The organism is Isoptericola sp. S6320L (genome assembly GCF_023015685.1).
GTDB classification, from domain to species: domain Bacteria; phylum Actinomycetota; class Actinomycetes; order Actinomycetales; family Cellulomonadaceae; genus Isoptericola; species Isoptericola halotolerans_A.
Window position 1 is genome coordinate 206,291 of record NZ_JALKAT010000001.1, and the last position, 18,920, is coordinate 225,210.

The window sequence follows — 18,920 nt, forward strand, 5'->3', positions numbered from 1 at the left end:
CAACGGACGGAGCTGCCATGACCGTGGCCCCCCAGGCCCCCGGCACCACCCGCGACCCCGCGCGACGCGCCCTGCGCGACGTCGTCTTCGTCGAGGGCGTGCGCACCCCCTTCGGCAAGGCCAGGGCCGACGGCCTCCTCGCGGAGACCCGAGCCGACGACCTCGTCGTCAAGGCGCTGCGCGAGCTGCTGCGCCGCCACCCCGAGCTCCCCGTCGAGCGCATCGACGAGGTGGCGATCGCGGCGACGACCCAGCAGGGCGACCAGGGCCTCACCCTCGGCCGGACGGTCGGCCTCCTCGCCGGCCTGCCGCACTCCGTGCCCGGCTACGCCATCGACCGCATGTGTGCCGGTGCCATGACCGCGGTGACCGCCACGGCGTCGAGCATCGCCGTCGGGGCGTCCGACGTCGTCGTCGCCGGCGGGGTCGAGCACATGGGCCGCCACCCCATGGGCCTCGACGCCGACCCCAACCCGCGGTTCCTCTCCGAGAAGCTGGTCGACCCGGAGGCCCTCAACATGGGCGTCACGGCAGAGAACCTGCACGACAAGTTCCCGCACCTGACCAAGGAGCGCGCGGACGCGTACGCGGTCGGCACCCAGGCCAAGTACGCCAAGGCGGTGGCGAACGGCGACATCGGGCCGGAGATCGTCCCGATCGCCGCACGGTCGGCCGAGCGCGGCTGGGGCCTGGCCACCGCCGACGAGCTCCCCCGCCCCGAGACCACGATGGAGGGCATCGCGGACCTCAAGACGCCGTTCCGCCCCGGTGGACGCGTCACACCGGCCACCTCCTCGCCGCTCACCGACGGCGCCACCGTGTCGCTGCTCGCCGCCGGCGAGACCGCCGACGAGCTCGGGCTGCCGGCCGCCATGCGCCTCGTCTCCTACGCGTTCGCGGGCGTCCCGGCCGAGATCATGGGCTACGGCCCGGTGCCGGCCACCGACAAGGCGCTCGCCCAGGCCGGTCTCACCATCGACGACATCGGCCTGTTCGAGATCAACGAGGCCTTCGCCGTGCAGGTGCTGAGCTTCCTGGACCACTACGGGATCGCCGACGACGACGAGCGCGTCAACCGCTACGGCGGCGCCATCGCCGTGGGCCACCCGCTGGCCAGCTCAGGCGTCCGGCTGATGACCCAGCTCGCCCGGCAGTTCGCCCAGCACCCGGAGGTCCGCTACGGCATCACCACGATGTGCGTCGGGCTCGGACAGGGCGGCACCGTCGTCTGGGAGAACCCGCACCACGCCGACTACTCGGGCCACGTCCCGGCCACCACGGAGGTCTGACCACGATGACCGAGAACACCACCGAGACCACGAGCCCGGCACCGCAGGGACGCACCGAGCGGGTCACCCACTCCCTCGTCCGTGACGTCGCGCTGCCCGGCGGCGCCGGCACGCTCGCGCTCGTCACCCTCGACAACGGCCTCGACCACACCAAGCCCAACACCCTCGGGCCCGACGGCCTCGCCGAGCTCACCGCGGCGCTGACGGCGCTGCAGCAGCGCGCCGCCGCCGGCGAGATCGTGGCCGTGGGCGTCACCGGCAAGCCGTACTTCCTCGCGGCGGGCGCCGACCTGCTCGGCGTGGGAGCCGTCACGTCGCGCGAGCAGGCGCTCGAGCTCGGCCGCTCCGGGCACGCCGCCTACGAGCTGCTCCACACGATGGGCGTGCCCACGTTCGCGTTCGTCAACGGGCTCGCGCTCGGCGGCGGCCTCGAGGTGGCCCTGAACTGCGACTACCGCACCGTGGCCTCCGACGCCGCCGCGCTCGGCCTGCCCGAGACCGGCCTCGGTCTCGTCCCCGGCTGGGGCGGCGCCTACCTCGTGCCGCGGCTCGTCGGTATCGAGAAGGCCGTCGACGTGCTGCTCTCCCGCCCGGCGGCGAACAAGCCGTTCAAGCCGGCCGAGGCGCTGAAGATCGGCCTCGTGGACGAGCTGTTCGACGCCGCGGACTTCCTCGAGCGCTCGATCGACTGGGCCGCCCGCGTGCTCCGCGGCGAGGTGACGCCCCCGCGGCGCGAGCTCGACCCGCAGCCCGTGTGGGACGCCGTCGTGCAGGGCACCCGCGAGCGCCTCGATGCGCTCGTCGCCGGGTCCCGGCCCGCGCCGTACCGCGCGCTCGAGCTGCTCGCCGGGGCCCGGAACGCGTCGCGCGCCGAGGCCTTCGAGGCCGAGGACGAGGCGCTGGCCGACCTGATCATGACCGACGAGATGCGGGCGAGCGTCTACGCGTTCCAGCTCACGTCCGCCGGCAAGAAGCCGGTCGGCGCGCCCGACAAGAAGCTCGCCCGACCGGTCACCCGCGTCGGCATCGTGGGCGCCGGGCTGATGGCCGCCCAGATCGCGCTGCTCGTCTCGCAGCGGCTCGGCGTGCCCGTCGTCATGCGCGACCTCGACGAGGAGCGTGTCGCCAAGGGCCTCGGGTTCGTCCGCAGCACCGTCGACAAGCTGGTCTCCCGTGGCCGGATGACGCCCGAGGTCGCCGACCGGATCGCGGCGAGCGTGACCGGCACCACCGACATCACCGACTTCGCGTCCTGCGACGTCGTCGTCGAGGCCGTCACCGAGGTCATGGGCCTGAAGAAGAAGGTGTTCGCCGAGCTCGAGGACGTCGTGGGCGAGGACACCGTCCTGGCCACGAACACCTCCGCGCTGTCGATCACCGAGATGGCCTCCGACCTGCGCCACCCGGAGCGCGTGGTCGGCATCCACTTCTTCAACCCGGTGGCCCAGATGCCCCTGGTCGAGGTCGTGAACGCCGAGCGGACCTCCGACGAGGCCCTCGCCACCGCGTTCGCCATCACCAAGAAGCTCCGCAAGACGGCGGTGCTGGTCAAGGACCGCCCCGGGTTCGTGGTGAACCGTCTGCTCGTGCTCGTCATGGGCAAGGTCGTCGAGGCGGTGGAGAACGGCACGTCGGTCGAAGCCGCCGATGCCGCGCTCGCCCCGCTCGGCTTCCCGATGCCGACGTTCGAGCTCTTCGACCTGGTGGGTCCCGCCGTCGGGCTGCACGTGCTCACCTCGCTCCGCGAGGACCTCGGCGAGCGGTTCCCGCGCTCGGCGGGCCTGGAGAAGCTCGTCGCGGACGGCACGCGGGTGGTGCTCGACGCCCCGGCGCCGGGGCTGCACAAGCCCGTCGACCCGGCGATCCAGGCGGTGTTCGGCGAGGCCCTCGAGGCGGGTGCGCCGGGCCGCTCGGGCACGCCCGTGCTGGACGCCGCCGGGGTCCTCGACTCCGTGCTGACGGCCCTGACGGTCGAGATCGGTCACATGCTCGACGAGCAGGTCGTGGCCGACCCGTCCCAGATCGACCTGTGCATGATCCTCGGGGCCGGGTGGGGCTTCCACACCGGCGGCATCACGCCGTACCTCGACCGCACGGGCTACAGCGAGCGGGTCCTCGGGCGGCGGATCCTGCCCGACGGCGTCGCGAACGTCGCCTGACACCTGACGTCCACACCTCCTCGCCCGGGGAGCACGCACGGTGGCCGGTCCCCACGTCGGGGCCGGCCACCGCTGTCTGCGCCGCCCGACGCCGTTGCCGCGGCTCGGACCGTCCCGCCTCTCTCGCGACCGGTGGGACTACGCTGGCCGGCGTGAGCAGCCACGGAGGAACTCCTGTCACGACCGTCGCCGAGCTCGAGCAGCTGGTGGGATCACCCCTGCCCCGCGTGCGAGACAAGGTGGACGATCGACTGCGGGAGGACCACCGGCGATGGCTCGCGGAGAGCCCGCTGTGCTTCGTCGCCACCGCCGGCGCCGACGGCCGTGCCGACGTCTCCCCCAAGGGTGACCCCGCCGGCTTCGTGCACGTGCTGGACGACGTCACCATCGCCGTCCCGGACCGGCCCGGCAACAAGCGCGTCGACGGGTTCCGCAACGTGCTCGTCAACCCGGAGGTCGCCCTGATCTTCGTGGTGCCCGGTCGCGGCGACACGTTGCGCGTCAACGGCACCGCCCGTCTCCTGCGCGACGTGCCCTACGCGGAGCAGATGCAGGTCAAGGGGAACGTGCCGTCACTGGTCCTGGAGGTGAGCGTCCGCGAGGTGTTCATGCACTGCGCCAAGGCGTTCCTGCGCTCGCGCACGTGGGACCCGGAGTCGTGGGCCCCGGACGCCGTCCCGCGCCGGGCCGTGCTGGCGCACCGGCTCGAGGCGCCCGACGTGCCGCTGTCCACGCTCGACGAGCACTACGGTCCGGCCTACGCCGAGCGTCTGTACGGCTGACAGTCCGGCGTTCTCAACGGCGGTGCGCCGGCGAGGCCGCGAGCGCCACGACGTCGCGCGTGGTCCCGGCGACCACGTCCGGACGCGCACCGCCGGACCACGCCCGGCCGTGGGACACCCACCCGGTGCGGGTGCCGGCGGCGCGGCCGACCGCGACGTCGGCGTGGGCGGCGTCGCCGATCATCCAGACGTCGCGCCGGTCGACGTCAGCCACCCCCAGCCGCTCGAGGGCGATCTCGACGAGCCGCGGGTCGGGCTTGGCCACGCCCTCCTCCTCCGAGACGACGATCGCGTCGACGTGCCGCTCGACGTCGCAGCGGGCGATCTTGCCGCGCTGCTGGGCGGAGTTGCCGTTGGTGACCACGCCGACGGCGTGCCCGGCGCCGCGCAGCACGTCGAGCGTGTCGAGGACGCCGGCGTACGCCTGGACATGATCGCGGATCCCGGCACGGAACAGCTCGATGGTCCCCGGCACGTCGTCGGGCAGACCGAGCCGGTCGATGACGACCCGGGCGAGGTCCGCCTTGCGGGAGAAACCGCCGTCGTCGGCAGCGATGATCGCGGCGAGGTCCGCGTCGGTGCCCCCGTGGCCGGCCACGGCCTCGCCGGCCCAGACGGCGAAGGCGGCGTCGCGGTTCACGAGCGTGTTGTCGAGGTCGAACAGCCAGATCACGCCCGTACGTTACCGGCCGAGGGCCTGACACGGTCCGGTGGCCCGGAGTATGGTCGAGGTGGGCGGCGCGTCCCGCCCCACCTCCGGACCGGCGCTCGCGCCGTCGGGACCACCGTGCGCGGCACGGTGGTGGAGGCAAAGGGGACCTCGAGTGCTCGACGCGTCGGCCAGGACATCCGTGTTCCGGTGCGACACCGCGAGCGCGAGCCGCAGGTGACGCACCCCGAGCACAGGAGTCCTCATGACCTCCCACGAGTCGTTCAAGCGCCAGGTCCGCGAGCGCATGGCCCGCACCGGAGAGCGCTACGCCGCCGCGCGCCGCTCCCTGCTGCCCCACACCCCGCCGTCGGGCGCCGCGCCCGGCTGGGTGAGCCGGCCGGAGACGTCCGACGCGACGATCAAGGAGAACACCGGCCACGGCTGGGACGAGTGGGTCTCGATCGTCGACGACGGTCCGGGCCGCTCCGCCGGGCACACCGAGATCGCGGCCTGGGTGGCCGCGCACCACGACGTCTCCGGCTGGTGGGCGCAGACCGTCACCGTCGGGTACGAGCGGATCACCGGTATCCGGTTGCCCGGCCAGATGCCCGACGGCACGTTCAGCGTCAGCCGGTCCAAGGTGCTGGGCCTGGACCATGACACGGCGCACGCCCTGCTGCTGGACGACGCGGACCGCGCCGCCCTCGTGCCGGGGCTGACCCTGTCGCCCCGCTCCCGGCCGGGCGTCAAGCGTCCCCGCTTCGCCGTCGCCGAGACCGGCGCGCTCGACCCGGCCGAGCACGGCGTGCTCATGGTGTCCACGGACCCGGTGGGCGGGCGCACCCGGATGACCCTCACCCACGAACGGCTGGCGTCTCCCGCGGCGGCGGAGCACTGGCGCGGGTTCTGGGGCGAGTGGCTCACCGCGCTGGCGGGCTCCGAGGTCACCGCCCGCTGAGGTCGGTACGCGCCCGGCCCTCCGGCCGCTCGTGGCCCGGGCCGGGCGGCGTGCCGTCCTCCTCGCCGAGCGCGCGGAGCACCGACGGTACGAGCGCCTTCGCGGTGCGCCGGTAGCCGAGCGCGCTCGGGTGGAAGCGATCGAGGCTGAACGCCTCGTCGGGGTGGTCGACGAAGAACGGCCCCACGACCTCCGCGAGCGAGACGGGATACGCACCCGCCGCCCGCGCCGCCACGGCCTGCGCGGCGGCGAGCTGTCGCGAGGCGCGTGCGCCGAGGGCACGCAGCGGCTGGGGCACCGGGCGCAGCGCACCCAGGTCGGGGCACGTGCCCACGACGACGACGCAGCCGAGGGCGTGCAACCTGTCGACCGCCTCGACGAGGTGGCTCACCGACACCGGCACCGGCACCCGGTGGGTGACGTCGTTGCCACCCACCACGACGACGGCGACGTCCGGCCGGTAGGCGGGGTCCAGGGCGTCGAGCTGGGCGGCCAGGGCGGACGACTCGGACCCGACGACGGCGCCGACCCGCAGCCGCACCGGGCGGTGCAGGCGCTTCGCCAGGCCACGGGCGATCCGCGCCCCGAGGGTGTCCTTCCGACGTTCGGCGCCGAGGCCGGCGGCGACCGAGTCCCCGAGGACCAGCAGGTCGAGCGGCGGGCCACCGTACTTCTTGCGCCAGACGCGGTCGGCGTCCAGCGCCTCCTCGCCGAGCGCCTTGCCGATGCGGCGCCGGGCCAGCGCCGCCTGCCTGCGGAGCAGCTCGGCGGCCGCGACGACCGCCACGGCCGCGCCGAGGGACGCGGCCAGGGCCGTGGCGAGCACCGGGACCATGATCGGAGGACGAGCCATACCTTCGTTCAAGCAGACCGGCCTGAACTGGTGGTGGCCGCGCGGTGACGTGTCGGCGTCGGTCCCGCGTCGCGGCGCGTCGGCGGGCGACGACGTCGCAGCCGCACCATGATGCCTCCATGACGGAGCCGCGCACGATGGGTGTCGAGGAAGAGTTCCTGCTGGTGGGACCGGACGGGTCGCCGGTGGCGAAGGCGCAGGAGGCGCTCGCCGCCTCCGGGAACGACAACCGCGAGGGCGGGACCGGCGCGCTGGAGCCGGAGTTCATGGAGGAGCAGCTCGAGACGGCCACGCACCCGCACGCGTCCTTGACGGCCCTGGCGGCGGAGATCCGTGCCGGCCGCGCGCGGGCGCAGGACGCGGCCGACCGAGTCGACGCCCGGGCCGTCGCGCTGGCCACCTCTCCCATCGCGTTCACCGGGACCACGGTGTCGAAGCTGCGGTACCAGCAGGCACGTCGGGTGTTCGGCATGACGGCGCGCGAACAGCTCACGAGCGGGTGCCACGTGCACGTCGCGGTCGCGGACGACGCCGAGGGTGTCGCCGTGATCGACCGGATCGGGCCGTGGTTGCCCACGGTGATGGCGCTGAGCACCAACTCCCCGTTCTGGCAGGGCGAGGACACCGACTACGCGAGCTTCCGCTCCCAGGTCTGGACCCGGTGGCCGACGGCGGGGCCCACCCGCCGTTTCGGCACACCGCAGGCCTACCACGCCGCGATCGAGGCACTCGTCGCCACGGACACCGTCCTGGACCAGAACATGGTCTTCTTCGACGCCCGTCTCTCACCGCGCTACCCGACGGTCGAGGTGCGCGTGATGGACGTCTGCCTCGACCCGGACACGGCGACCCTGATCGCGGCGCTCGTGCGAGGCCTGGTCGAGACGGCGGCGCGCGAGGCCGCCGACGGGCACGAGGCGCCGGACCACGGCGTCGAGCTGCTGCGGACCGCGGCCTGGCGCGCCGGCCGGTCGGGCCTGGCGGGCGACCTCGTCTCCCCGCTGACCTGGCGACCGGCGGCGGCGCACGACGTCGTCGGTCAGCTCGTGGCCCACGTGCGTGACGCACTGGTCGACACCGACGACCTGCGGGTGGTCACGGACCTGCTCGGCAGGCTGTGGTCCACGGGCGGCGGCGCCGCCCAGCAACGAGCGTGGTTCGCCCAGACCGGCGACCTGCACGGCATCGTCGAGCGGGCGCTGAAGGTCACCCACTCGTAGGCATCTCGAGTCCTCGCCACCCGCGTCGGACGCGCCGCGCTCCACGTGCGGCTGCCCACCGGTCGCAGGGCGTCCCCGCTCGATGCTCGGAGCCCGCCTCGGGAAGAGCGGCCACGGGGATCACGTCGCGGTCCAGGTTGCTCGTCTCGTCAGTCGCCACTCGAACTTCCTACACGACCCGCGGGCGGGAGCAGGTCCAGCTCGACAAAGCGGTCCTTGGGGCCCTGCAGGCGCACGTGCACCCGCACCGGGCCTCGGTGGTCGACGGGAGGCCGCCCCCCAGGGAAGCGCACCGGCAGACCGAACGCCTCGACCTTCTTCAGACGTCGCGGCGTCCAGCCGACGGGGCGCATCATCCACTCGTCGGCGCCCAGGACCGGCACAACGGTCACGTCGAAGAACTCGACATGACCCGTCACGGTCCGCGCCCTCATCGGGAAGGTCCGGTCGCGGAGAGCCCGCGTGATCCTGGCGTCCTCGAGAGCCGAGCCCCGCAGCGACGCTTCGGCGTCTGAACGGTCGCAGTAGACGTCGACGTCGAGGTACGGATGACGCACCCCGGCAGGGTTGCTCTGCCCCTTCCGCAACATCTTGCTGAGCACTGTGAGGTCGAGGTCGGCGTCGACCTCCCAGAGCACCTGCGCCGACACACCCTTGGCCCAGCCGACGCCTCGGCACACCACGAACCAGCGCCGGGGCTCGTCGACCGTGCCCCAGACCTCGGTTCCCTCGTCCGCCGTGCCGCGCACGACGGGGAGCACGCCAGACCCGGGAAGGACCATGTACTGGTGCTCCTGCAACGCAACGTCCGCAACCGTGCCGGTCGTGTGCGGTCTACGGCGACCCCACGGGCTCACGCCAGCCTCCTGCAGCGAGTCATCGAGGATCCCCCCTCGTCCTGCGGCGGGCAGAACTGCCCTCCTCCGGGCGGCGGACGCACGGACGAACGACCAGCCCCGACGCCGGCTCGTCCGGTCGTCCGGCCCGCTCAGTCCTGCGCGAGCGCCGCCAGCGCGTCGCGCACCACGTCCTCGGCGCGCAGCCGCTGCGCCGTGACGATCTGGTCCCGGCTGGCGTGGTCGAGGAACTCGACGGGCAGCCCGCGGTGCACGAACGGGGTGCGCACGCCCTGCTCGGCGGCGCGCTGGGCGAGCATCGCGCCGACACCGCCGTCGACCACGCCATCCTCGACGGTGACGACCAGGTCGTGCTCGCCGGCCATCTTGACCAGGCGCTCGGGGACCGGCAGGACCCAGGTCGGCGCGACGACGTCCACCTCGAGCCCGTGCGCGGCGAGCGACTCCCCCGCGGCGAGCGCCGAACCCACCATCGACCCCACCCCGACGACGAGCACCTTGCGCCCGGCCGGCGCCTCGCCGCCCGGGGTGTGGCGCGCGACGACGTCGACGCCCTCGAGCTCCTCGAGCGCCTCGATCGGCTCGCCGAGCGCACCCTTGGGGTACCGCACGACGGTCGGGGCGTCGTCGACGTCGACGGCGGTGCGCAGCGCCGTGCGCAGCGTCGCCTCGTCGCGAGGTGCGGCGAGGCGCAGCCCGGGCACGATCCGGAGCATCGCCATGTCCCACATGCCGTTGTGGCTCGCGCCGTCGTCACCGGTGATCCCGGCTCGGTCGAGGACGAACGTCACGCCCGCCTTGTGCAGCGCGGCGTCCATGAGCACCTGGTCGAAGGCGCGGTTGAGGAAGGTGGCGTAGACCGCGACGACGGGGTGCAGCCCGCCGAACGCCATGCCCGCGGCGGAGGTGACGGCGTGCTGCTCGGCGATACCGACGTCGAACGTCCGCTCGGGGAACTCCTCGGCGAAGGGGGCGAGGCCGACGGGGTGCAGCATCGCGGCCGTCAGGCACACGACGTCGGACCGGCGCCGGCCGATCGCGACGATCTCGTCGGCGAAGACCTGGGTCCATCCGAACCGGGACGGGGCGACCGGCAGGCCGGTCTCGGGGTGGATCTTGCCGACGGCGTGGAAGCGATCGGCGACGTCCTCCTCGGCCGGGGTGTAGCCACGACCCTTCTCGGTCATGACGTGCACGATCACCGGCCCGCCGAACGCCTTGGCCCGGCGCAGCGCGGCCTCCGTGGCCGCGGTGTCGTGCCCGTCGACGGGACCGATGTACTTCAGGCCCAGGTCCTCGAACATGCCCTGCGGCGCGACGACGTCCTTGAGGCCCTTCTTCAGGCCGTGCAGCCAGTCGTAGGCGAACCGGCCGGGCGCACCCGTGCGGTGCAGGGTGCGCTTGCCCCAGCCGAGGAACGCTTCGTACCCCCGGGTGACGCGCAACGTGTCCAGGTGGTTGGCGACGCCGCCGATGGTCGGCGAGTAGGAGCGGCCGTTGTCGTTGACGACGATGACGAGGCGGCGGTCGGCGTCCGCGGCGATGTTGTTGATCGCCTCCCACGCCATGCCACCCGTGAGCGCGCCGTCCCCGATGACGGCGACGACGTGGCGGTCGTCGCGCCGCGCCACCGTGTTGGCCTTCGCGATGCCGTCGGCCCACGACAGCGCGGTCGAGGCGTGCGAGTTCTCCACGACGTCGTGCTCGGACTCGGCGCGGCTCGGGTAGCCGGACAGCCCGTCGCGCTTGCGCAGCCCGGTGAAGTCCTGGCGGCCCGTGAGCAGCTTGTGCACGTAGGACTGGTGGCCGGTGTCGAAGACGAACGTGTCGCGCGGCGAGGCGAAGGCCCGGTGCATCGCGATCGTCAGCTCCACCACACCGAGGTTCGGGCCGAGGTGCCCGCCCGTGCGCGAGACGTTCTCGACCAGGAAGTCGCGGATCTCGACCGCGAGCCGCCGGGTCTGCGCCGGAGTCAGGCGGCGCACGTCCTCGGGTGACGTGATCGTGCTCAGCAGCCCCATGCGTTCCTCCCACTGGTCATCCGGACACTCTATCGCCGCGACGGTGAGGTTCTTGTGTGCGGTGCGGGCGGTAGATTCGCAGGGTGCGCTTCCTCGACGGCCAACGGCCCACCACCGACCTGACCTACGGCGACGTCTTCATGGTCCCGTCGCGCTCCGACGTGACGAGCCGGTTCGACGTCGACCTGTCCACCGACGACGGCACGGGGACCACCATCCCGATCGTGGTCGCCAACATGACGGCCGTGTCCGGGCGCCGCATGTCCGAGACCGTCGCCCGGCGCGGCGGGGTCGCGATCCTGCCGCAGGACGTGCCCGTCGAGGTGGTGGCGGACGTCGTGGCGGACACCAAGTCCAAGGACCCGGTGATCGAGACGCCGGTCACCGTGTCCCCCACCGAGACCGTGGCGGCGGTCCTGAGCCTGCTCGGCAAGCGGTCGCACGGTGCCGCCGTGGTGGTCGACGACGGCCGCCCGGTGGGCGTCGTCACCGAGGCCGACTGCCTCGCCGTCGACCGGTTCGCCCAGGTGGGCGCGGTCGCGTCCGACGGCCTGGTGACGCTCGACGCCGCCCAGGTGGAGGCCGAAGGACTCGAGGCGACGTTCGAGCGCCTGCACGCCGCGAAGGTGCGTCTCGCGCCGGTCGTGCGGGACGGCGTCCTGGTGGGCGTGCTGACCCGCAAGGGGGCGGTCCGCTCCACGGTCTACTCCCCCGCGCTCGACGCGCAAGGACGCCTGCGGGTCGGTGCCGCCGTCGGCATCAACGGCGACGTCGCGGCCAAGACGCGTGAGGTGCTCGCCGCAGGCGTCGACGTGCTCGTCGTGGACACGGCGCACGGCCACCAGGACAAGATGCTGGCCGCGCTGCGCGAGGTCGCCGCGGTGCGGTCGGACTTCCCGCACGTCCCGGTGGTGGCCGGCAACGTCGTCACGGCCGACGGCGTGCGCGACCTCGTCGAGGCCGGCGCCGACATCCTCAAGGTCGGTGTGGGCCCCGGCGCGATGTGCACCACGCGCATGCAGACCGCCGTCGGGCGCCCGCAGTTCTCCGCGGTCCTGGAGTGCGCCACCGAAGCGAGCGAGCTCGGCAAGCACGTGTGGGCCGACGGCGGGGTGCGGCACCCGCGTGACGTCGCCCTGGCGCTGGCCGCCGGCGCGTCGCAGGTGATGATCGGTTCCTGGTTCGCCGGGACGTACGAGTCGCCCGGCGACCTCCACGAGGACGGCTCCGGGCGGCAGTACAAGGAATCGTTCGGGATGGCCTCGGCGCGCGCCGTCGCCGCCCGCACCGCGGGTGCGGGCACGGCGTTCGGGCGGGCCCGCAAGGCCCTGTACGAGGAGGGCATCTCGACCGGCAAGATGTATCTCGACCCGGCCCGCCCCGGCGTGGAGGACCTGCTCGACGAGATCACGTCGGGGCTGCGCTCGAGCTGCACGTACGCCGGCGCCCGCACGCTGGCCGAGTTCGCCGAGCGTGCCGTGGTGGGCGTGCAGTCGGCCGCCGGCTACGCCGAGGGCATGCCCCTGGCCACCTCCTGGTGACCTCGTGAGCGCACCCGCAGCGCGCGACCAGCTCGCGGCGCTGGCCGACGCCGGCACCTTCGCGGGCCCCTGGCGCCATGCCCGCGGGGAGATCGACCTGTCGGCCGCCCGGCCCGCTGCGGTGCTGGTGCTGTTCGGCGTGCTCGACGCCCTCGCGGCGGAGCACGACGCGCAGGCTCTCGCCGTGCACCGGGACCTCGACGTGCTCCTGCTGGCACGCGCGGCCACGCTGCGCTCCCACGCCGGGCAGGTCGCGTTCCCGGGCGGCCGGGTCGAGCCCGACGAGGGCGTCGTCGAGGCGGCCCTGCGCGAGGCCACCGAGGAGACCGGGGTGGACACCGCCGGCGTCGAGGTGCTCGGCACCCTGGAGTCCCTCCCGATGCCCGTCAGCAACCACGTGGTCACCCCGGTGCTCGCGTGGTGGGCGCGCCAGTCCGCCGTCGGCGTCGTCGACCCGGCCGAATCGGCGCACGTCTTCCGCGCCCCGGTGGCCGACCTGCTGGACGCCTCGAACCGGGTGACCACCGTGCTGCGCCGCGGAGGACGGGAGTGGCGCGGACCGGGATTCCTGGTGGACGACGGCGACGCGGAGCACCTCGTCTGGGGGTTCACCGCCGGCATCCTGGACGCCCTGTTCGACCACCTCGGCTGGACCGAGGACTGGGACCGTGCCCGCGAGCTGGACCTCGACGCGTGAGCGACCAGCGATGAAGGCAGACCTGGACGTCACCGTCGACCTGGTGCGCGGCCTGCTCGCCGAGCAGCACCCCGACCTCGCGGACCGGACGCTGCGCGTCGTGGCCAACGGCTGGGACAACGTCATGCTGCGGCTCGGGGACGACCTGGCCGTCCGCGTGCCCTGCCGCGAGGTCGCCGCGCACCTCGTGGAGCACGAGCAGCAGTGGCTGCCGGTGCTGGCTCCGCGGCTGCCGGTCGTGGTGCCCGTCGCCGTCCGGGTCGGCCGCCCGAGCCCCGCCCTGGACTACCCCTGGTCGTGGTCCGTGGTGCCGTGGACCGCCGGCGTGCGCGCAGCGGACGTCCCGGTCGGACGGCGTCGCCGGATCGCCCGACCGCTCGCCGCCTTCCACCGCGCGCTCCATGTCCCCGCGCCGTCGGACGCGCCGGTCAACCCCTTCCGCAACGCTCCGCTGCCCACCCGCGGAACGGCCCTGCGTGGCCGCGTCGAGCGCGGCGTGGTGCCCGACGGCGAGAAGGTCCTCGCGCTGTGGGCCCGCCTGGTCGACGCACCGCCCTGGGGCGACCCGCCGGTGTGGATCCACGGCGACCCGCACCCGGGCAACCTCGTGCTGACCGACGCCGGCACGGGCGGCGAGCGGGACGCGCTGGCCGCCGTCGTCGACTTCGGCGACATGACCTCCGGCGACCCCGCCACGGACCTGGCCGCCGGATGGCTCGTGCTCGACGCCGAGGGCCGCGCGGCCTACCGCGACGCGCTGGCGGACCGCTACCCGCAGGACGACCCCGTGTGGCTCCGTGCCCGCGGCTGGGCGCTGAACATGTCGACGTCGATGCTCGAGTCCGGTCCGGAGAACGCGTGGGTGCGCCGCATGGGCGAGGAGTCGCTGGCCCGGGTGCTCGACGACACCTGACCGGCCAGACTGGTCCCATGACCGGACCAGAGGTACCGCAGGACGTCCGCGAGCTCGTCGACGCCGTCGAGCACCCGGTCCGGCGCCGAGACGCCGAGACGCTGCTGGGCCTCATGTCCCGGGCGACCGGGGAGGCTCCGTACCGGGAGGGCAGCATCGTCGGGTTCGGGCGCTACCGCTACGAGTACGCCTCGGGCCGGTCCGGCGACGCCGCGGCCGCGGGTTTCGCCCCGCGCAAGGCACGCACGGTGATCTACCTCATGGACGGCATCGAGGCGCACAGCGAGGAGCTCGGGCGCCTGGGTCCGCACCAGCACGGCGTGGGGTGCCTCTACCTCAAGGACCTCGAGCAGGTCGACCTGGCGGTGCTGGAGCGCATCGTGGCGACCTGCTACCGCACCCTGACGGCCGGCACGTACGGCCTGCGCGCCCGGGAGGGCGGAGCCTGACGCGTCGCCGCTTGCCATCCCTAGATCTGCGAGGGTTTAATACCTAGCAGATCGAGGGATGGAGCCCCATGCACATCGACAAGGACCTCGTCGCGGCCTCCGCGACACCGCTCGTGCTCGGCATCCTCGCCGAGGGCGAGTCCTACGGGTACGCGATCGCCAAGCGCGTCGCCGACCTCTCCGGCGGCCACATGGAGTGGACGGACGGGATGCTCTACCCCCTGCTGCACCGCCTGGAGCGCAACGGTCTGATCGAGGCGAGCTGGGGCCGCTCCCCCGCGGGACGCCGGCGCAAGCACTACGCCATCACCCTGGCAGGCCGCGAGGCGCTGGCCGAACGACGAGCACAGTGGGAGGTCGTCAGCGCCGCGCTGACCCAGGCGTGGGAGGCGGTGGCCCGCCCGGTGCCGAGCGGCCCCGCCGCGGCCGGAGGGCTCGCCTGATGGACACCGCCACCAGCCTCGAGACCCAGATCGCCCGCTGGCGCGACTACGTCCACCGGCACCGCGCCATCGCCCCGGCCGACGTGGACGAGATGGAGGACCACCTGCGCGAGCGGGTCGCCGACCTCACGGCCACCGGCCTCGACGACGACGAGGCGTTCCTGGTCGCCGTCAAGCGCCTGGGCCGCCTGGACTCCGTCTCCCGCGAGTTCGCCCGCGAGCACTCCGAGCGGCTGTGGAAGCAGCTCGTGCTCGTGCCCGACGGCCCCGACGGCGACGGCTCGCCGGCCGCACGCCGCGAGCTCGCCGTCGTGCTGGCGCTGGCCGTCGGCGCCGGGGTGGCCGTCAAGCTCGGCGCGACCTTCTGGGACGAGACGGTCCTGCTGCGCAACGTCGGTCTCCTCGTGGCACCGTTCCTGGCCGGCTACCTCGCCTGGAAGCGGCGCCTCACCGGACGCACGCTCGGCGCGCTGGGCGCGGCGTTCGTCGCGCTCGGCGTCGTGCTGAACGCCTACCCGTTCGACCCGGCCGGCTCGACGGCCGCTCTGGCGGCTGTCCACGCACCGGTCGTGCTCTGGGCGCTGGTCGGGTTGGCGTACACGGGCGGCCGGTGGCGGTCCGCCGACCGCCGCATGGACTTCGTCCGCTTCACCGGCGAGCTCGCCGTCTACCTGGTGCTCATCGCGCTGGGCAGCGCGGTGCTCGTCGGCCTGACCTTCGGCCTCCTGGGCCTGGTCGGCGTGGACCTCGAACCCGTGCTGGAGCGATGGCTGATGCCGTTCGGCGTGCCCGGCGCGCTGCTGGTCGCGGCCTGGCTGGTCGAGGCCAAGCAGGAGGTCGTCGAGAACATCGCGCCCGTGCTGACCCGCGTGTTCACCCCGCTCACCACCGTGATGCTGGTGGTGTCGTTCGGGGTCCTCGTCTCGGCCGGCGGACTGACCACCGTCGACCGCGAGCTGCTCATCCTGCTCGACGCGGTGCTCGTCCTCGTGCTCGCGCTGCTCCTGTACTCCATCTCGGCGCGCGACCCGCTGGCGCGACCCGGCCTGTTCGACGGGCTGCAGCTCGCCATGGTGGTGGCAGCCCTCGCCGTGGACGCCGTGGCCCTGACCGCCATGCTCACCCGGATCGCGGAGTTCGGCGCGAGCCCGAACAAGGTCGCCGCCCTGGGCCTCAACCTGCTCCTGGCGGTGCACCTCGTGCGCTCGGGCTGGCTCACCCTGGGGTTCTGCCGTCGACGGCGCGGGTTCGCCGCGCTGGAACGCTGGCAGACGAGCTACCTGCCGGTCTACGCGGTCTGGGCCGCCGTCGTCGTGGTGCTGTTCCCGCCCGTCTTCGGCTTCAGCTGAGCACGGCGGGGTCAGCCCCGCGCGCGACGAGGGCCGCGCGGATCGCCCGGTGCGCCCGGAGGTACACGCCGTCGTCGCCCAGGAGCAGCGACCGGTCGTTCGCCGCACCGAGCAGGGCGTCGATCTCGAAGGCCACCTGCTCGGGGTCGGCGTCCGGGACGAGCTGGCCGGCGTCCACGGCGCGCTCGACCTGATGGCTCAGGTAGCCGTCCCACTGCGCCTGCACGGCCACCACGGCGTCGCGCACGGGACCGGCCTCCCGCCCGTCGAGCTCCACCTCGGCGGCGCGGAAGAAGCAGCCACCGGTGAAGACCCGCGACCGCGAGTAGGCCGTCCAGGCTCCCACGAGCGCCCACAGCCGGGCGACACCCGCCTCGGCCGCTCGCGCGGGAGTGATCACCTCCTCGACGAACGTCGTGCGGGCATGGTCGACGACTGCGAGCTGCAGCCCTTCCTTGGAGCCGAACAGCCCGGCGATACCGCTCTTGTTGACCGGCGCGGCGGTCGCCAAGGAGCCGAAGGTCAGGCCGCCCAGGCCTTCGACGGAGGCGACCTGCACGGCATGGTCGAGAACGGCACGCCGGGAGCGGTCGCCCCGCGCCCGGCGCCCGTCGGTCGGCGGGGCCTCAACGTTCGACGTCATGGAACTGATGGTACGACCGTTCGTTCAGTGTTACTGTGCGAACGGTCGTACTTTTACTTGCCGCGCCACCTGGAGGCACCCGTGCCGATCGTCCCGCCCCCCGTCCGCACCGGCTTCCGGCTGCTCGGCACGGTGGCCCCACCGCTCGCCACCGCGCTCGGTGTGCGCGCCATGCGCCGCGTCGGGCCACCGGCGCGCGTCCGCCCGGTGGACGCCGAGGTCCACGACGCCGCCCGGCGCGGAAGCCTGGACATCGACGGCGAACGTGTCGCCACCTACGCCTGGGGAGACGCGGCCGCTCCCCCGGTCCTGCTGGTCCACGGATGGCAGCTGCGCGCCTCCCGGCTCGCCCGACTGGTCGAGGCCTTCCTCGCGGCCGGGCTCCGACCCGTGGCGTTCGACGGCGTCGCGCACGGCGACTCCACGGGACGCCGCACCCAGGCGGTCCAGCACGCCCGGGTGCTGCGCGCCGTCCAGGAGCAGGCCGGGCCCGCCCTCGCCGTCGTCGGCCACTCGCTCGGCGCGATGGCCGCCGGACTGGCGCTGCGCGACGGCCTGGCCGCCGACCGGCTCGTCGCCATCGCCGCGCCGACCGGGTTCGAGTCCGTCATCGGCTCGTTCGTGCGCCAGTCCGGGATCCCACCACGCCTCCACGACCGGCTCGCCGAGCGGGCGGCGCGCGTGATGTTCCCCGACGTCGGCGCACCGCGCACCGAGCTCGACCTGACCCGCCACCCGGTCCCGCCCGGCGTCCCCACCCTGTTCGTGCAGAGCACCACCGACTCGATGAACGACCCGGACAACGCCCGACGACTCCACGCAGCACACCCCGGCAGCGAGATGCTCGTCGCGCCAGGGCTGGGCCACAACCGCGTCCTGGACGACCCGGAGGTCCTCCGCGCCGTCGTCGACCACGTCACCGCGACCCGTCCGACGGGCGCCGCGCCCGTGGCGTCACCTGCCTGGACACGCTCCCGCACACCCTAAAGATGTGATCGCCTACGCATCTTTTGGTTGACACCTGGCAGAAGTGCTCTTAGTGTCGCAGGCGTGCTGTGGCGCGCGTCACCGCCGCCCGCACCGCACCGCCAACGCCGGCGGTACGTCGCACGCGCGAAAGGGAAGACGACGATGTCGAAGAACCCCCCTGCCCGACGCAGGCTCCGCACGGCCGCCGCCACGGCCACCGGGCTTGCGCTCGCCCTCTCAGCAGCGGGCAGCGCTGCCGCGGCCCCGCCGGAGGACGCGGGACGCACGGTGCCGGCCAGCAAGATCTCCATCCAGATGTTCAGCCTGATCCCGTGGGTCGCCGAGGACGGGCTCGACTCGGTGCTCGGCGAGCTGGCCGACATGGGCTACCGGAACATCGAGCCGTTCGGCGGCAACTTCTCCGGGTACACCGCCGAGGAGTTCCGCGCGCTGGTCAAGAAGCACGGCCTGAAGGTCTCGGCGGCGCACAACAGCACCAACGAGGCCACGTGGGACCAGACCCTGGCCTACTCCAAGGCCATCGGCCAGCACTACGTCGGCTCGGGCGGCTTCGCCTCCCCGGGCATCGGCAGCTACGAGGACACCCTCGCCACCGCCGCGACGCTGAACCGGCTCGGCGAGGCCGCGTCGAAGCAGGGGCTGCACAAGATCTTCGGCCACAACCACCAGCAGGAGTTCACCACCGTCTACACCGACCCCGCCACGGGCGAGGAGAAGTCGGCGTGGGAGATCATCGCCGACAACACGGACCCGCGGTACGTCACCTTCGAGGTCGACGTCCTGTGGGCGTACGACGCCGGCGTCGACGTCGTCGAGCTCCTCGAGGAGTACGGCGACCGCATCGAGCTCCTGCACGTCAAGGACGGGTTCCTCAACGGCGACGCCCGAGCCACCTTCGCGGACGTCGGTGAGGGCGAGATCGACTGGGAGCCGATCCTCGAGGCAGCCCACGGCCACGTGAAGTACTACACGGTCGAGTACGACCTCGCGCCGGACGGGCGGGAGTTCGCCCAGGACAGCTTCGAGTACCTCGACAACCTCACCTACTGACCTCTCGACGGGCCGCGGCGTCGCCGCGGCCCGTCGGCGTCGTCGAACGGACAC

18 protein-coding genes are annotated in these 18,920 nt (G+C 73.5%); 13 read left to right on the top strand and 5 right to left on the bottom strand.

The genetic code is table 11. From position 1 onward, the window contains the following. Window positions 1-17 precede the first annotated feature (17 nt). The 3 genes from MWU57_RS01055 to MWU57_RS01065 all read left to right on the top strand — a co-directional run bounded on the left by MWU57_RS01055 (window position 18) and on the right by MWU57_RS01065 (window position 4,230). Entirely contained in the window at window positions 18-1,289 is a 1,272-nt protein-coding gene (locus tag MWU57_RS01055; protein WP_106269405.1) for a thiolase family protein, read from the top strand. Window positions 1,290-1,294: 5 nt separating this feature from the next. Continuing rightward, window positions 1,295-3,448, top strand: a complete 2,154-nt coding sequence (locus tag MWU57_RS01060; RefSeq protein ID WP_246906760.1) for a 3-hydroxyacyl-CoA dehydrogenase NAD-binding domain-containing protein — start codon at window positions 1,295-1,297, stop codon at window positions 3,446-3,448. 152 nt (window positions 3,449-3,600) lie between these two features. After that, the gene (locus tag MWU57_RS01065) at window positions 3,601-4,230 is read left to right on the top strand and encodes an MSMEG_1061 family FMN-dependent PPOX-type flavoprotein (RefSeq protein ID WP_106269403.1); all 630 of its coding nucleotides are present in this window, start codon (window positions 3,601-3,603) and stop codon (window positions 4,228-4,230) included. A 13-nt stretch (window positions 4,231-4,243) separates the two neighbouring features. Here MWU57_RS01065 and MWU57_RS01070 read toward each other — a convergent pair whose 3' ends face one another. Next, window positions 4,244-4,903 (bottom strand): HAD family hydrolase, encoded by a 660-nt coding sequence (locus MWU57_RS01070; RefSeq protein WP_246906762.1) that lies wholly within the window; start codon window positions 4,901-4,903, stop codon window positions 4,244-4,246. 241 nt (window positions 4,904-5,144) lie between these two features. Here MWU57_RS01070 and MWU57_RS01075 point away from each other — a divergent pair, with 241 nt between their 5' ends. Continuing rightward, entirely contained in the window at window positions 5,145-5,840 is a 696-nt protein-coding gene (locus MWU57_RS01075; protein WP_246906764.1) for a DUF4287 domain-containing protein, read from the top strand. On the opposite strand, the gene MWU57_RS01080 is transcribed toward MWU57_RS01075, so the two are convergent. Beyond that, complete coding sequence (locus tag MWU57_RS01080) at window positions 5,827-6,693, bottom strand: SGNH/GDSL hydrolase family protein (RefSeq protein WP_246906766.1); 867 nt, start codon at window positions 6,691-6,693, stop codon at window positions 5,827-5,829. The genes MWU57_RS01075 and MWU57_RS01080 overlap by 14 nt on opposite strands. Before the next feature lie 119 nt (window positions 6,694-6,812). On the opposite strand from MWU57_RS01080, the gene MWU57_RS01085 reads away from it, so the two are divergent. Then, window positions 6,813-7,913: a glutamate--cysteine ligase gene (locus tag MWU57_RS01085; protein ID WP_246906768.1), complete on the top strand. Its 1,101-nt coding sequence runs from the start codon at window positions 6,813-6,815 to the stop codon at window positions 7,911-7,913. A gap of 149 nt (window positions 7,914-8,062) precedes the next feature. Here MWU57_RS01085 and MWU57_RS01090 read toward each other — a convergent pair whose 3' ends face one another. Together MWU57_RS01090 and dxs are read right to left on the bottom strand one after the other, a co-directional pair. Further along, on the bottom strand, window positions 8,063-8,695 hold the full coding sequence (locus MWU57_RS01090) for a hypothetical protein (RefSeq protein ID WP_246906769.1): 633 nt from the start codon (window positions 8,693-8,695) through the stop codon (window positions 8,063-8,065). 206 nt (window positions 8,696-8,901) lie between these two features. Then, entirely contained in the window at window positions 8,902-10,791 is a 1,890-nt protein-coding gene (dxs, locus tag MWU57_RS01095; protein WP_246906771.1) for a 1-deoxy-D-xylulose-5-phosphate synthase, read from the bottom strand. A gap of 83 nt (window positions 10,792-10,874) precedes the next feature. Here dxs and MWU57_RS01100 point away from each other — a divergent pair, with 83 nt between their 5' ends. The 6 genes from MWU57_RS01100 (at window position 10,875) to MWU57_RS01125 (ending at window position 16,183) form a co-directional block, all read left to right on the top strand. Beyond that, a complete protein-coding gene (locus MWU57_RS01100) occupies window positions 10,875-12,332 on the top strand; it encodes a GuaB1 family IMP dehydrogenase-related protein (RefSeq protein ID WP_246906772.1) in 1,458 nt (485 codons plus the stop codon). Window positions 12,333-12,336: 4 nt separating this feature from the next. Beyond that, a complete protein-coding gene (locus MWU57_RS01105) occupies window positions 12,337-13,029 on the top strand; it encodes a CoA pyrophosphatase (protein WP_246906773.1) in 693 nt (230 codons plus the stop codon). A gap of 10 nt (window positions 13,030-13,039) precedes the next feature. After that, on the top strand, window positions 13,040-13,942 hold the full coding sequence (locus tag MWU57_RS01110) for an aminoglycoside phosphotransferase family protein (RefSeq protein ID WP_106269431.1): 903 nt from the start codon (window positions 13,040-13,042) through the stop codon (window positions 13,940-13,942). Between the two features lie 17 nt (window positions 13,943-13,959). Continuing rightward, window positions 13,960-14,391 carry a DUF1801 domain-containing protein gene (locus MWU57_RS01115; protein ID WP_106269390.1) on the top strand — a complete coding sequence of 144 codons (432 nt, stop codon included), beginning with the start codon at window positions 13,960-13,962 and terminating at the stop codon, window positions 14,389-14,391. 68 nt (window positions 14,392-14,459) lie between these two features. Beyond that, complete coding sequence (locus MWU57_RS01120; RefSeq protein ID WP_106269389.1) at window positions 14,460-14,834, top strand: PadR family transcriptional regulator; 375 nt, start codon at window positions 14,460-14,462, stop codon at window positions 14,832-14,834. Then, a complete protein-coding gene (locus MWU57_RS01125; RefSeq protein WP_246906774.1) occupies window positions 14,834-16,183 on the top strand; it encodes a permease prefix domain 1-containing protein in 1,350 nt (449 codons plus the stop codon). The genes MWU57_RS01120 and MWU57_RS01125 overlap by 1 nt, the downstream gene beginning before the upstream one ends. Here MWU57_RS01125 and MWU57_RS01130 read toward each other — a convergent pair. Continuing rightward, complete coding sequence (locus MWU57_RS01130) at window positions 16,176-16,826, bottom strand: TetR/AcrR family transcriptional regulator (RefSeq protein ID WP_246906775.1); 651 nt, start codon at window positions 16,824-16,826, stop codon at window positions 16,176-16,178. The two genes, MWU57_RS01125 and MWU57_RS01130, sit on opposite strands and share 8 nt — an antisense overlap. 81 nt (window positions 16,827-16,907) lie before the next feature. Here MWU57_RS01130 and MWU57_RS01135 point away from each other — a divergent pair, with 81 nt between their 5' ends. Continuing rightward, window positions 16,908-17,813, top strand: a complete 906-nt coding sequence (locus MWU57_RS01135) for an alpha/beta fold hydrolase (protein ID WP_246906776.1) — start codon at window positions 16,908-16,910, stop codon at window positions 17,811-17,813. 144 nt (window positions 17,814-17,957) lie between these two features. Then, window positions 17,958-18,866 carry a sugar phosphate isomerase/epimerase gene (locus MWU57_RS01140; RefSeq protein ID WP_246906777.1) on the top strand — a complete coding sequence of 303 codons (909 nt, stop codon included), beginning with the start codon at window positions 17,958-17,960 and terminating at the stop codon, window positions 18,864-18,866. The last annotated feature ends 54 nt before the right edge of the window (window positions 18,867-18,920 follow it).